The following is a 13,243-nucleotide window of genomic DNA, read 5'->3' as shown; positions in this document are numbered from 1 at the left end:
GGCGGTCCCGGCGGCGTTGCTTGCCCGTCCCTGCTTGCGCGCCTAGCCTGGGCCGCAGACGTAACCACGAGATTGCGGAGGAAAACGCCATGATGCCGATGATGAACATGCCGATGATGAGCTCGATGGGTCAGATGCCCGGCATGATGGGGATGATGCCCCAGATGATGGGTCAGATGCCCGGCATGATGGGGATGATGCCCCAGATGATGGGTCAGATGCCCGGCATGATGGGGATGATGCCCCAGATGATGGGGATGATGCCCCAGATGATGGGCCAGATGCCCGGCATGATGGGGATGATGCCCCAGATGATGGGGATGATGCCCCAGATGATGGGTCAGATGCCTGGCATGATGGGGATGATGCCCCAGATGATGGGTCAGATGCCGATGATGGCGCGGATGACCTGTGAGATGGACAAGGAGGGGATGGTCTGCAAGATGATGCCCATGGAAGGCATGGGTATGGACATGCTGCGCGAGCGCTGTGACGCCATGATGAAGATGATGAGCATGGGCATGCCGATGATGCTCATGTGCGGCAACATGCCGATGATGATGTGCATGAACACCGGCATGGGTATGGGCATGGGCTCCGGCTCGGGCAGCACGAGCAACATGGGCTCCGGCGCGCATGTCGCCAGCATGAACAAGTGATCGCGCGCTCCTGGCGCAGCGCCTGAGCCGGCGGAGCACCGATCGGCTCGAAGGCGGACCGCCAGGACAATCAGAGAGAGCGCGAAGACGAAGAGAGCGCCAAGAGGAGAGGAAGCTCTCCTGGCGCTCTCTTCGTCTTCGCGCTTCGGCGCGTCGAACGCTGGTTAGCTCGTCTTTTCGATGTACGTCATCACCAGGTACATGATGACGTCCTGCTTGGTGGGGTTCCTGTACTGATGGGGCACGTCGGCCTCGAACAGGATCGCGTCGCCGGTCGAGAGCAGGTGGCGCTCGGCGCCGACGATCATCTCCAGCGTCCCGGAGGTCACCACGAGGTTCTCGACCGTGCCTGGCGGGTGCGGGTCCGCGTGCTCCGTGGCGAGGGGGGCGAGCTTGAGCTCGTAGAACTCGACGGTCCTCGGCACATCGAACGGGAACAGCGCGCGCGAGGAGAACGAGCCGTCGTGCGACGTCAGCACCTTGGCGCGCGCGGCCGGGATGATCGAGGTGCCGCCGATCGACTGGTCGCTGATCAGCGCCGAGAAGGGCACGCTCAGCGCCCGGGCGATCTTCCAGACCACGTTGATCGTCGGCGTGCTCTGGCCGAGCTCGATCTGGCTGAGCATCGCCCGGCTCACGTTCGACGCCTTCGCGAGCCGCTCGAGGGAGAGCCCGCGCTTGGTCCGGAGGCGGCGCAGGTTGGCGCCGACGATGCCCGTGAGCGCCGAGGAGGCGTCCTGCGGGGCCATCTCGTAGGTCCAGGCTTCTTCAGAGCCGTCGTCCGCTTCCCGTTGCGGCGGGGCCTCCCCCTTGGCTCGGCTGGAGAGCGAGCTCGCGGGGCCCGCGGCGCTCTCCGGCCTGCGCTGCGAGGGCGGCCCGGCCAGCGACGGAGCGGTCCCCGCCGACTGGATCGACGCGCTCGCGCCGTTCGCCAGGCCCGACGCCGTCAACGAGGGATCGAAATCCTCGCCGTGGATCGACGCCGGGAAGGGGCGTCGCGTGTTCTGGCGGACCGACTTCATCGCAGCTGCCAGACTGGCATCCAGGTCCAGACGGGGTACCACCAGAGGGCGACCGGCATGGTCGCTGAACTGCCCGACGACCTCTCCTTGTCGTCTTCGAGGGGGCGTTCGTTCCGAACCACCCGACGCTGCCGGTACTCCTGTAGGTCGATCACTTGAGCACTCTGGGGGCGCATCCGCTTTACCTCCAACCCGTAAGCACATCATCCGTTATAACGGATTGTCTGTCAAGGGACAGCGCGATCATGACGCGCGGGTCACGGCACGCCGCGTCAATTGGCGGGTCGTGTCATGCGGACTCAGCCATGGCGCACCGTGTCGGCCTTCGAGCCCGCAGAGCAGGCCACGGCACGCGCTGCGTCCGCGTGAATACAGTGATGGTGAAATTTGTCAGGGTGCGCTGACACGACGCGTTGCGTTATCCTGGCGGAGCCTTCCGGCGATGGACCTCCGAAATAGTGGACAGGCGGAGCGCACGACCGCGTAGCGCCGCCTCCGTTCGTCCGTTCATCCGCCGGGGCGCGGCGTGTCGCTGGGCTGGTGGGCGTGATCTGGCGTTTCAGGAACATCCTGCGCGCGTCGTCGTCTGTCCTTCACGTCGCGGCGTTGCGAGCCGGAGAGCGCCGCAACGTGAAGAACACACATCGCGGCATCACGAACGCACAAGGAGGCAGCCATGGCAGGCGTCGACGTTGGGGGAGGCGAGAGGCGGGCGCGGAACAGCGAGATCAACATGATCCCGTTCATCGATCTGCTGATGGTGACCATCGCCTTTCTCCTGATCACGGCCGTGTGGGTCACGAACTCGCGGCTCAAGACCAGCGCAGAGGTGCCTGCCGCCGCCGGGTGTGGTGAGGAGTGCCAGAAGGAGCCTCTCAGGACGATGCACGTCCATGTCGGAGAGGACAGCTTCAACCTCGTGTGGAAGCAGGGCGCGACCGTGCTGAGCGAGGTGACCGTCCCCAAGCATCCTGTCGAGATCGGCGCGGCGGGAGCCACCGCGATCCGCTATCGGGAGCTTGGCGAGGCCATCCAGCGCGAGTGGGAGCGGAGCGGCGAGCACCGCGCCCCGAGCGACCGTCGCGCCGACCAGGCCGTGCTCCACAGCGACGACAAGACGCCTTTCCGCGAGCTCGTCGCCGTGCTCGACGCCATCAACGCCCCGCGCCGCGCCGTCGTCCTCGACGATGGCCGCAGCGTCGAGATGCCCGCGTTCCTGGCAACGTTCTCCGCGCGCTAGAGCGGCGCTCACCCGCTTCGGATACGGGCCCACCTCGACGTCTTCGGTGCTCGGCGCACCGGAGTGCGCCTGTGCGCCGAAGACGCCGATCTGGGCCCGTCTCCTGTGCGGGTGAACGCCGCTCTGTCTTCGTTATCTGAGAGGGGGAGTGCGCTCGCGGCGCTACGCCGTGAACTCCGTCGTCAGCGCCACCCAGTTCGAGGGCGGGCGGACGGCATAGCTCAGCGCCAGCACCTCGATCAGCACCACGCGGTAGATCGCGTGGACGTCGTCGACGTCGACCTCGTGCGCGTTCGCCTCGAGGGCCGCGTCGAGGTGCTCCTGCACGAAGGCGAGCACGTCGGGCTGCTCCATCGCGATGACGTCGTCCGAGTCGACCGCCTCGGCAGGATCGTGGAGGCGGATCTGCTCGTCCAGGTTCAGCGACTCCTCGACCCCCGTGAGCGCCGTCTCGGTGACCTCCTCGAGGTCCTGGCCGAACAGCTCGTCGAAGGCGAGCCAGATCGAGAGCGTCAGGAAATAGCCGAGGGCGAGCGCCGTCTCGTCGAGCGGGCCCGAGAGCACCGAGGAGATCCGGTCCGCGAGCGCAGGCTGCGTCTGCTCGAAGCGCGTGAACGCGTCGTCGAGCTGCTTGCGCGAGTCGTCGTCATCTTCGGCGAGCTGATCCTCGATCTCGGACAGGACGCGCGCAGGCACCTGAGCGTACGAGGGGACGGGGCGAATGGCTGCGCGGCGTACCCACACGCGGACAACCTAGCACACGATGGCGCGGTTCATGGAGCGAGCAACCGGATGCTCGACGCCGGGACCCACCCCTCGGTCGCGCCCCAGCGAACCTCGGCGAGCCCGCCCGATCTCCTGCCGACCTCGACCGACGCGCCCTCGGGGATCGGGCTCTGCTCCGCGCGGGGCAGCGCGCGCCCGCCCTCGTCGAGCAGCCGGACCTCGGGGACCACCACGACGCCGGCGCGCGTCGTCAGGCGGAGGTGCCGCGCCGCATAGGTGAGCGGCACCAGCGCGAGCAGCGCGACGAGCGCCGTCGGCGCGAGGACGCTGCCCGCGACGTGCGCAGGGCCGGCCGGGCGGCGCCGCAGCACCACGCCGAGCGAGAGGAGCAGCGACGCGAGGAGCGCGGCCGCCGCCCAGGTGCGCTCCGAGGCGAGGCCGACGATGACCCGGTCGAGCGTGGGGCGCGCGTCGACCGCATCGGCGGCGCGGCGCGAGCGCCGGCGCGTGATCTCCGCGCGCACGAGATCGAGCGAGCGATCCGCGTCCGTGTCGCCCGGACGGAGCCGCAGCGCCTCCTCGAACGCGGCCGCCGCCCGGCCCAGGTCGCCCGGGCGATCCGCGCCCTCGCGGACGCGCAGGACATAGGCGAGGCCGCGGTTGTAGCTCGCGTCCGGGTGCACGAAGCCGCGATCGGCGAGCAGCTCGAACGTGTCGACCGCCGCGCCGTACTCGCCGCGGCCGAGCGCCGCCGTACCCTGCTGGAACAGCGCCTCCGGGGGCTCAGCCGGCTGCGCACGCGCCTCGCTCGACGGGAGCGCCGGCGCGAGGCACGCGGCGAGGAGGAGCGCGGCGGCGAGGGGGCGCCTGCGGCGACCGTTCACGTCGGCTTCCATCGGGCGAGCTCGGTCATGACGGCGCGGCTCTTCTCGACCAGCGCCGCGGCGGCGCCGCCGCCGCCCTCCTGCTCGGCCGGCTCGAACCGGATCGCCTCGCACGCGGCGAGGGCCTCGCAGGCGCGCGCCGACAGCGCCTCGGGGACGCCGCGCTGGCCCAGCTCACCCGGGAGCGCCGCGAGCAGGACGCCGCGGGAGCGGAGGCCCGTCGCGGACTCGATCGCTCGGTGCAGGGCGCGCTCGATCGCCGCGGCCGTCGCCTTGAGATCCCCCTGCGCCGCGGCCTCCTCAGCTTCGCGCAGCGCGAGCGCCGCGAGGCGGGCGGGCGAGGTCGCGCCCGCCGCGCGGCGATCGCGCGCCCGGCGCACGAGCCGGTCGCCCGCGCCGAACAGCGTCACGACGAGCGGCGGCGCGGCCAGGAGGAGCCAGAACGGCGCCCCGTCGAGGGGCAGCGTCGCGGGCGGGGTGTACGGGCCGAGCGACGTGCGGAGCCCCGGCATCCCGGCGAAAGGCTCGGCCCGGCCGGCGGCGCCGCGGTCGGCGGCCGGCGCGCCGGGCGCTGGCCCGGAGGGCGCCGGGGGAGCGACCGCGCGCACCTGGATGACGCCGAGGTCCGCTACCTCGACCACGTAACGCTTCTGCGCCGGATCCCAGTACGGGAACTCGACCTTCCCGAGGTTCACCGCGCCGCTCTCCTGGACGCGCACGACGTAGCCGAACGAACGGAAGCCGCCGATCGCGCCGGCGCGCGGCTCGAGCGACTCGCGCTTCTCCGGGTCGAGCCACTCGAGGCCGGTCCGCTCCGGGACCCGGAGCGACTGCGGGAAGTTGCCGGTGCCGGTGACCTGCACGTTCACGGCCACCGAGCCGCCCTGGTCGATCTCGCGCGGCTGCACGGTCGCCTTCAGCGTGAACTGACCGACGTCGCCGAGGGCATAGCCGGACGGGCGGCCGGCGAGCGGCGGCTCCGTGACCCGGACGACGACGTCGTTCGACTCGCGCAGCACGCGCGCGCCGATGCGCCGGCCCGTGATGCGCGCCTGCATGCTGCCCGTGTGCAGCTCGCCCGCCTTCAGCGGGAACAGCGCCAGCTTGTCGACGAGGCGCGCGGCGTAGCGGTGCCCGCCGACCCGCGTGTACACGGGCCGCTCCTGGCGGGCGTCCTCGAGGAGCTGGTAGCGGAGGAAGTCCGCGCTTGGCGCGGCGCGCGGCTCGCTCATCTCCGCGTTCTCGCGGAAGTACAGGTAGAACGAGACGGCGACCTGCTCACCGACCACCGCGGCCGTCTTGTCGGGGACGGCGCGCAGGAACACCACCGGATCAGGCTCGCTCGGCATCGCCAGCTCGGGCGCCTGGTCCTCGGGCTCGTCCTCGGCCTCCTCCTCGTCGAGCAGGCCGCCCGGGCCGCTGAACGGCCACGGGAAGCCGTGCAGCGGGCCGCCGGGCAGCAGGAACGGGTTGTTCGGCCGGCGCGGCCGACCGCTCGCGGGCACGACCTTGATCAGGATCGGACCCGCCGGCAGTCGCCTGCCGTTCCACGTGATCGTCGGCCCCGGGATCGTGTAGCGGCCGGGCTTGTTCGCGACGAGCTGCCACGTCGCGCTGATCCCCAGCTGCGTCGTGACGACGCCGCCCCCCATCTGCGTCTTCATCTGCGTCCCGATGCTCGGGCCGGAGACGATGTCGAGGTCGGGCGGGACGCGCAGCTCGGGATCGGACGGCATGCCGGCGCCGCGCTCGACGAGCGCCTTCACCTCGACAGAGAACGGCTCGCCGACCTCGACCTCGGTGGAGCTCGCGCGCGACGAGAGCTCCGGCTGCTGGGCGCGCGCGCGGAGCGGGGCGAGCAGCGTGAGGAGCGCCAGCAGCAGCGCCGTCGCGAGCGGCGCGAGGCGGCGCGGGGAGGCGAGCGGGGCAGGGAAGCGGGCGGCGAACGCGAGCGGGGCGGGGAGGCGCGCGGCGAACGCGAGCGCGAGCGTGGCGGCGGGGCGCGTCGCGAGCGGGGCAGGGGAGCGCGGCGGGCGCGTCACTTGTCCTCCATCGCGCGGCCGCGCCGCATGCCGGCCCTGCTCTTCGCTTCCTGCTCCTGGTACGTCGGCGCCTCCTCGAGCTGGTCGAGCATGCGATCGTCCTGCCGCCCGGACTGCGGCTGCTCCTGGGGCTGCTCGCGCGGCGGCTCGGGCTGATCGGGCTGGCCGGCGTCGGGCGGCTGGTCCTGCGGGCCGGCGTCCGGGCTCTGGTCCTGGTCGCCGCCGTCGTCGCCTGCGTCTTGCTCGCCGCCGTCGTCGCCTGCGTCTTGCTCGCCGCCGTCGTCGCCCGCGTCTTGCTCGCCGCCGTCGTCGCCCGCGTCTTGCTCGCCGCCGTCGTCGCCCGCGTCGGGCTCCGCGTCCGGCGGCGCGTCGGGCTCCGCGTCCGGCGGCGCGGCGTCCTTCTGCTCCTCGATGCGCCGCAGCGCGATCGCCCGGTTCCAGGCCGCGTCCCTGCCGATGCCGTCGCCGCCCGCCTCCTCGAACAGGCCGGGGATGATGGCCAGGGCCTGGTCGTAGTACTTCACGGCGTCCTCGTACTTGCGCCGCAGGAACTCGAGGTTGCCCGAGAGGTAGCGGGCGCGCGCGCGCAGGTCGGCCGGCACGCTCGGATCTGCGGCGATCGCCTTCACCAGGGTCAGCGCGCAGTCGATCTCGATCGCGCGCAGCGCGTCGTTCTGCTCCTGCTCCGGCCCGCCGTCCGCGAGCCCCTCGTCGCCGAACCGGTGGCCGTAGCGCTCGGCCAGGTGGAACAGCGTCAGCCCGAGGTCGAACGAGCCGTTCGGCTTCTGGCGCACGGAGTCGGGCAGCCCGATGCCGGCGTCGCTGCACGCGCCCGTCCCGAGGTAGCTCTGGAGCGCCTGCTCGGCGGACTCGAGGTTGCCCGCGTCGAGATCGCGGATCGCCTGGTCGACCGCCGGCGCGTTCCGCTCGAACGGGGACGTCGGATCCCACCCGCTGCACCCGGAAGCCGCCGAGAACGCGGCCCCGGTGAGGCACGCCGCGGCGAGCCCGATCGCGAGGACACGCCCGTGGCGCGCGATGAACCCGGCGAGCTCCGCCCGCTTGCGATCACGACGCGGCATGCTGCCCTCCCGCGTTGCCCCCCGCGGCCGGCCCTGCCCCCGCCTCGGAGCCCGCGCCGCCCGCGCGCCCCTTCAGCAGCGAGGAGCGCTTCGGCCTGGCCTCGGGGCTCGTCGCCACGAAGCGCCGGCGCGGCGCGTCCTTGAGGAACACCTCGGCGATGAGGAGCAGGATCGCGAGGCCGAGGGGGTAGAAGTAGACGTCGGCGTAGACCGTCTCGACCCGCTCCGAGAGCTCGCTCTTCATCTGCCGCCTGAGCTCCGCGGCGATCGTCTCGATGCCCGTGGTCCCCTTCTCCGCGCGGATGATCTGCCCCCCCGGCGTCGCCTGCGCGATCGACGCGAGCTGCTGCTCGCCCGACAGCGACAGCTCGGTCGTGAGCGGCTTTCCCTGGCGGTCGGTCCGCCACCCCACGATGCGGCCGTCCGGGCCGATCTCCGGGATCGGCTCCGGCGTGCGCCCGCCGATCTGCACGACGTGGACCGTCGTGCCCTGGGCGCCGATCGCCTGGGCGACGCTCAGCGGGTAGCCCTCGAGGTCCTCGCCGTCGGTGACCAGCAGGATGATCCGCTTGTGCTCGGCCGACTTCGGGTCGCGCCGCAGCAGCTCATTCGCCTGGTCGAGCGCGCGCGCGATCGCGGTGCCGCCGATCGGCATGTCGTTCGGGTCGAGCTGGCGGAAGAACTGCGCGATCGCGGCGCCGTCGGCGGTGAGCGGGAAGCCCATCGGCTCGCCCGCGAACGCGACCGCGCCGAAGCGCGCGCCCTCGAGATCCTTGATGAGGCGGGCGACCTCGACCTTCGCCCGGAAGATGCGGGAGGGTTCGACGTCGCGCGCGTACATGCTCTTCGAGTAGTCGAGCACGACCACCACGTCGACGTTGGTCGCCGGCACGAGCCGCGTGCCCTTGCCGTACTGCGGCCGCGCCGCGGCCACGAACGCGAGCGCCGTCGCGAGCACGAGGAGCACGCCCTTCCAGGCGCGGCGCTTCGCCGGGTCGGCGGTCGTGAGCGCCTTCACGCGATCCTCGTCGCCGAAGCGCTTGATCGCGCGCGCCACGCCGAAGCCGCCGAGGACGAGCAGGAGGCCGATCAGCGCGGCGAACGCCGTCCCGAGCAGGAACCAGGGGGCCGCAAAGTTCACGGGAACCTCCGGAGCAGCCAGGCGCGCAGGAGCGCGTCGAGCCCGATCAGGAACACCCCGGGCAGGAGCAGGAAGGGGAAGAGATCTTCGTACGCCGAGATCGACGCCTCGAAGCGGGTCTTCTCCAGACGGTCGAGCACGTCGTGCATGCTGGCCGCGAGCGCCTTCGCGTCGGTCGCCACGTACGACGCGCCGCCGGTCTTCTGCGCGATCTCCTGGAGCAGCGCGGGGTTCACCGGGAAGCGGTGGCGCACGTAGCGCGGCTGCCCGAAGAGATCGATGCCGTCCTCGACCTCGACCTCGTCGTCGGTGCCGATCTGGATCGTGTAGACCTTCACGCCGAGCGAGGTCGCGAGGTGCGTCGCGTACTCGGGCGCGATGGCGCCGGCGTTCGAGTCGCCGTCGGTCAGGAGGATGACGACCTTCGACTGCGCGTCGCTCCTGCGCAGCCGGGCGACCGCGGTGCCCAGCGCGTCGCCGATGGCCGTCGCGCTGCCGTCGATCACGTTGAGCGTCATCTGCGAGACCATCTGCGTCAGCAGGTGGTAGTCGAGCGTCGGCGGCGACAGCACGTAGGCCGCCTTGCCGAAGACGACCACGCCGAGGCGATCGGTCTTCCGCCGGCTGATGAAGTCCTGGAGGACGAGCTTCGCCGTGTCGAGCCGGGTCAGCCGCTTGCTGCGCGGGAGCTTCGGCTGGCCGGGGAGGTCGCTCGGCCGCGCGTCGAGGATCGCGCGCATCGAGCCCGACAGGTCGAGCGCCACGACGATGTCGATGCCCTTGTCGTCCGAGCGCTGCTCGCGGAGCACGCTGACCGGCCGCCCCATCGCCAGGATGAGCAGCGCGAGCGCGACGGCGCGCAGCACGCCGGGCACGTCGCGCAGGTAGCTGCGCAGCCCGCGCGGCCCGCGCGCGAGCGGCGCGACCGTGCCGAGCCGGAGCCGGGGCCGGCGCGCGTCCTCCGCGAAGATGCCCCAGTACCAGACGACCGGCACCGCGAGGAGCGCGAGCAAGAACCACGGGTTCTGCCAGCTCGCGCCGGACCACGCCTCGCGGCGCGCGACGTAGGGGTAGACGCAGGCGATCGCCGCGACGACCAGCGTCGCCGCGATCGCGAGCGCCGCGCGCTTCGTCCGGCTCACGGCGCCTCCTCGGGCGCCCGCGACGGGCGGGCGGGCGGCGCCTGCCTGGCGGAGGGCGGGCCGCCGGCGTCGCCGGGGCGCACGGCCGGCGGCGTCGTGCGGTGCACGATGACCTCGCCGCGCTCGATCGCCTCCAGGCAGTCGGTCTCGGTCGGCTGGAGGCGCGCGAACTTGACGAGGTCGCAGTCGGCGAGGAACCGAGCGATCTGCGGGAGCACCGGCACGGGCGGGCGCACCCGCGCGAGCAGCGCGCGCATCTCGTCGCTCGTCGTCTCGAGGCCGTCGAAGCCGTACCGCGCGCCGAGGTACTTGCGCACGCAGTCGCTCACGCGGTCGAAGTACTCGTCGGTCCGCCCCTCGCTGAGCAGGCCGGAGCGCCGCAGCGCCTCGAGCTCCTCGAGCGCGGCCACCCACGGCAGCTTGGGCGGCGGGGCGACCACGACGCGGGGCCGGCGCAGCCAGCGACGGACGAGCCAGGCCACGAGCACCCCGAGCGCCGCGCCGATGAGGATGCCGACCGTGAGCTGCTTCGCGAGCACCCACTCCTCGCGCTGCGGCCGCGGCGGCGGGTTCGGCTTCACCTTGGGATCCCGCTCGTTGGCGATCGGGTCCTCGACCACGATCTCGTGCGGCCGGGTGCAGACCGTGACGAGCTCCCCGCTCGCGCGGGAGACGGCGATCGGCACCGGCGGCAGCTGCAGCACGGCCCTGCCCGGCTCCTTCGGGAGCGGCACGAACGGGATGAGCAGCCTGGTGGTCGCGCCGGTGTCGGTCGCCGTCGTCGTGCTCGTCGGCCCGGCGCCCGCGTCGGCCTCGGGCAGGATGAACCCCGCCTTTTCCAGGGCGCGCGCGGCGTCGCTGTCCCCCTGGACCTTGAAGCCCTCCGGCAGCACCGTCTCGCCCTTGCCGTGCGCGACAGTGATCTCGAGGTGGGCCGCGTACCCGCTGAACCCGTTCCTCGGGAACGTCTCCTGGATCTGCGGTCGCGTCGCGCCGGGCGGCACGTGCTCCGCGCACGAGGCCCACACGCTCCCCGCCCCGCGCTCCGTCGGGCCCGGCGCTGGCGCCGGCGCGGGCAGCGGAGGCGGCGGCGGGGCGTCGTCGTCCCGAGCGGCGGGCCCGCCGGCGTCCGGCTGCGAGCGCGCCGGCAGGGCGCACGCGAGCGCCGCCGCGAGCGCGGCCCACGCGAGCGGGCGCGCGGCCCACGCGAGCGGGAGCGCGGCCCACGCGAGCGGGCGCGTGCGGCCAGCCGAGGAGCCGCGCGTCGTCATCGCCTGAGCCTCCGCGCCCGCTTGGCGAACAGGTCGCGCAGCGGGGTAACGAAGCTCTCGCCCGTCTTCACGATCACGGCGTCGAGCGCGAGCTTCTTGAAGAGCTTGTCCCGGTCGCCCCGGAGCTTGCGCATGGCGGCGCGGTAGTGGTCGCGGACCGCACGGTCCCCGGTGTCCACCACGACCTCCTCCCCGGTCTCCAGGTCCTCGAACGTCGCGAGCCCCACGTCGGGCAGCTCCTCGTCGCGCGGGTCGACCAGCATCACCGGGATCACGTCGTGCTTGGCGGCGGCGAGCGCGAGCGAGCGCTCGAAGCCGGCGGCGAAGAAATCGCTGATCACGAACGCCACGCTCTTCCGCTTCGCCACCTTGACCAGCGTCTCGAGCGCGAGCTTCAGGTTCGTCCCCGTGTACTTCGGCTCGTGCCCGAGGATCTCCCGGATGACGCGCATCACGTGCTTGTCCCCCTTCTTCGGCGGCACGAGCTTCTCGATGGCCTCGGTCGCGAGCACGAGGCCCACGCGGTCGTTGTTCTTGATCGCGCTGAAGGAGCAGAGCGCCGCGATCTCGGCGGCGACGCGCGCCTTCGACGCCCGCCGCGTGCCGAACTGCTCGCTCTGGGAGGCGTCGACGACCAGCATGACGGTCATCTCCCGCTCCTCGACGAACACCTTCACGAACGGCTCGCTCATGCGGGCCGAGACGTTCCAGTCGATCCAGCGGACGTCGTCGCCGGGCAGGTAGGCGCGGACCTCGCGGAACGAGAGGCCTTGCCCCTTGAAGACGGACGAGTACGTCCCGGAGAGCTGCTCGTTGGCGAGCCGTTGCGTCCGGATCTCGATGCGCCGGAGCTGCTTCAGGAGCTCCGGCGGCAGCGGGTTCTTCGAGCCGGAGTCCTTGATCACGGCACCTCGACCACCTCGAACACGCGCCGGACGATCTGCTCGGACGTCACCTCCTCGGCCTCGGCCTCGTAGGTCAGGACGACCCGGTGCCGGAGCACGTCGGGGCCGATCGCCTTCACGTCCTCCGGCGTGACGTAGCCCCGGTGGCGGAGGAACGCGTGCGCGCGCGCCGCGAGCGCCAGCGCGATCGAGGCGCGCGGGCTCGCGCCGTACTCGATGAGGCTGCTCAGCTCTTTCATGCCCTTCTGCCCGGGCTCGCGGGTCGCGAAGACCACATCCACGATGTAGTCCTTCACGCGATCATCCATGTACACGTCGCGCACGACCTTGCGCGCGGAGACGAGCTCCTCGGGCGTCGTCACCTTCGCGGCCTTGCTCTCGATCAACGCGGTCGTGCGGTCGATGATCTGCCGCTCCTCGGCCCGCGCCGGGTACCCGACCTTCACCATGAGCATGAACCGGTCGACCTGCGCCTCCGGCAGGCGGTAGGTCCCCTCCTGCTCGATCGGGTTCTGCGTCGCCATGACCACGAACGGGCTCGGCAGTGGGTAGGTCGTGTCGCCGATCGTGACCTGCCGCTCCTGCATCGCCTCCAGCAGCGCGCTCTGCACCTTCGCCGGGGCGCGGTTGATCTCGTCGGCGAGCACGAGGTTCGCGAAGATCGGGCCCAGCTTGGAGGTGAAATCGCCCTTCTGGTGGTTGTAGATGACCGTGCCGATGAGGTCCGCGGGCAGGAGATCCGGCGTGAACTGGATCCGGGAGAACTTCGCCTCGATGGCGTCGCAGAGCGTGCGCACGGTGAGCGTCTTGGCGAGGCCGGGGACGCCCTCGAGGAGCACGTGCCCCCCGGTGAGCAGCCCGATGAGGATGCGCTCGATCATGTACGTCTGGCCGACGATGACCTTGCCAACCTCGTTGAGCAGGGTGTCGATGAAGGCGCTCTCTTTGGCGACCAGCTCGTTCAGGGCGCGTACGTCGTGCATAACGGGTGGGAGCTCATAGCAAGCCCGGCCGCCCGAGGACAACCGGCGCCGCGTGAATATTCCTCGGGCGCGAGGCCACGGCGCCCGCGAGCGGCCACGGCGCCCGCGAGCGGCCACGGCGCCCGCGAGCGGCCAGGTCGCCCGCG

General features: G+C 71.9%; 12 protein-coding genes. 2 read left to right on the top strand and 10 right to left on the bottom strand.

Annotated elements, in window-relative coordinates:
- Positions 1-89: 89 nt before the first annotated feature.
- The gene (locus WME89_RS39885; protein WP_438004819.1) at positions 90-659 is read left to right on the top strand and encodes a hypothetical protein; all 570 of its coding nucleotides are present in this window, start codon (positions 90-92) and stop codon (positions 657-659) included.
- Between the two features lie 164 nt (positions 660-823).
- Here WME89_RS39885 and WME89_RS39880 read toward each other — a convergent pair whose 3' ends face one another.
- Positions 824-1,681 carry a helix-turn-helix domain-containing protein gene (locus WME89_RS39880; RefSeq protein WP_438004818.1) on the bottom strand — a complete coding sequence of 286 codons (858 nt, stop codon included), beginning with the start codon at positions 1,679-1,681 and terminating at the stop codon, positions 824-826.
- A 676-nt stretch (positions 1,682-2,357) separates the two neighbouring features.
- Between WME89_RS39880 and WME89_RS39875 the strand changes: the two genes are divergently transcribed.
- Positions 2,358-2,921: an ExbD/TolR family protein gene (locus WME89_RS39875; protein WP_436621413.1), complete on the top strand. Its 564-nt coding sequence runs from the start codon at positions 2,358-2,360 to the stop codon at positions 2,919-2,921.
- 162 nt (positions 2,922-3,083) lie between these two features.
- On the opposite strand, the gene WME89_RS39870 is transcribed toward WME89_RS39875, so the two are convergent.
- From WME89_RS39870 to WME89_RS39830, 9 genes are read right to left on the bottom strand one after another with little or no spacing between them, the layout of a single operon-like run.
- Entirely contained in the window at positions 3,084-3,665 is a 582-nt protein-coding gene (locus WME89_RS39870) for a hypothetical protein (protein ID WP_438004817.1), read from the bottom strand.
- A gap of 29 nt (positions 3,666-3,694) precedes the next feature.
- Positions 3,695-4,531 carry a hypothetical protein gene (locus WME89_RS39865; RefSeq protein ID WP_438004816.1) on the bottom strand — a complete coding sequence of 279 codons (837 nt, stop codon included), beginning with the start codon at positions 4,529-4,531 and terminating at the stop codon, positions 3,695-3,697.
- Complete coding sequence (locus WME89_RS39860) at positions 4,528-6,573, bottom strand: BatD family protein (protein WP_438004815.1); 2,046 nt, start codon at positions 6,571-6,573, stop codon at positions 4,528-4,530. Before WME89_RS39860 ends, WME89_RS39865 begins: the two co-directional genes overlap by 4 nt.
- Positions 6,570-7,655: a tetratricopeptide repeat protein gene (locus tag WME89_RS39855; RefSeq protein ID WP_438004814.1), complete on the bottom strand. Its 1,086-nt coding sequence runs from the start codon at positions 7,653-7,655 to the stop codon at positions 6,570-6,572. Before WME89_RS39855 ends, WME89_RS39860 begins: the two co-directional genes overlap by 4 nt.
- Positions 7,642-8,796 carry a vWA domain-containing protein gene (locus WME89_RS39850; RefSeq protein WP_437620023.1) on the bottom strand — a complete coding sequence of 385 codons (1,155 nt, stop codon included), beginning with the start codon at positions 8,794-8,796 and terminating at the stop codon, positions 7,642-7,644. Before WME89_RS39850 ends, WME89_RS39855 begins: the two co-directional genes overlap by 14 nt.
- A complete protein-coding gene (locus tag WME89_RS39845) occupies positions 8,793-9,938 on the bottom strand; it encodes a VWA domain-containing protein (RefSeq protein ID WP_438004813.1) in 1,146 nt (381 codons plus the stop codon). The genes WME89_RS39850 and WME89_RS39845 overlap by 4 nt, the downstream gene beginning before the upstream one ends.
- On the bottom strand, positions 9,935-11,209 hold the full coding sequence (locus WME89_RS39840; protein ID WP_438004812.1) for a hypothetical protein: 1,275 nt from the start codon (positions 11,207-11,209) through the stop codon (positions 9,935-9,937). The genes WME89_RS39845 and WME89_RS39840 overlap by 4 nt, the downstream gene beginning before the upstream one ends.
- Positions 11,206-12,114, bottom strand: a complete 909-nt coding sequence (locus WME89_RS39835; RefSeq protein ID WP_437620019.1) for a DUF58 domain-containing protein — start codon at positions 12,112-12,114, stop codon at positions 11,206-11,208. Before WME89_RS39835 ends, WME89_RS39840 begins: the two co-directional genes overlap by 4 nt.
- On the bottom strand, positions 12,111-13,097 hold the full coding sequence (locus WME89_RS39830; RefSeq protein ID WP_438004811.1) for an AAA family ATPase: 987 nt from the start codon (positions 13,095-13,097) through the stop codon (positions 12,111-12,113). The genes WME89_RS39835 and WME89_RS39830 overlap by 4 nt, the downstream gene beginning before the upstream one ends.
- Between the last annotated feature and the right edge of the window lie 146 nt (positions 13,098-13,243).

Source organism: Sorangium sp. So ce321 (assembly GCF_051530195.1).
Lineage (GTDB): Bacteria > Myxococcota_A > Polyangia > Polyangiales > Polyangiaceae > Sorangium.
The sequence above is the reverse complement of the archived record's forward strand: the minus strand, read 5'-3'. Positions and strand labels throughout refer to the sequence as shown.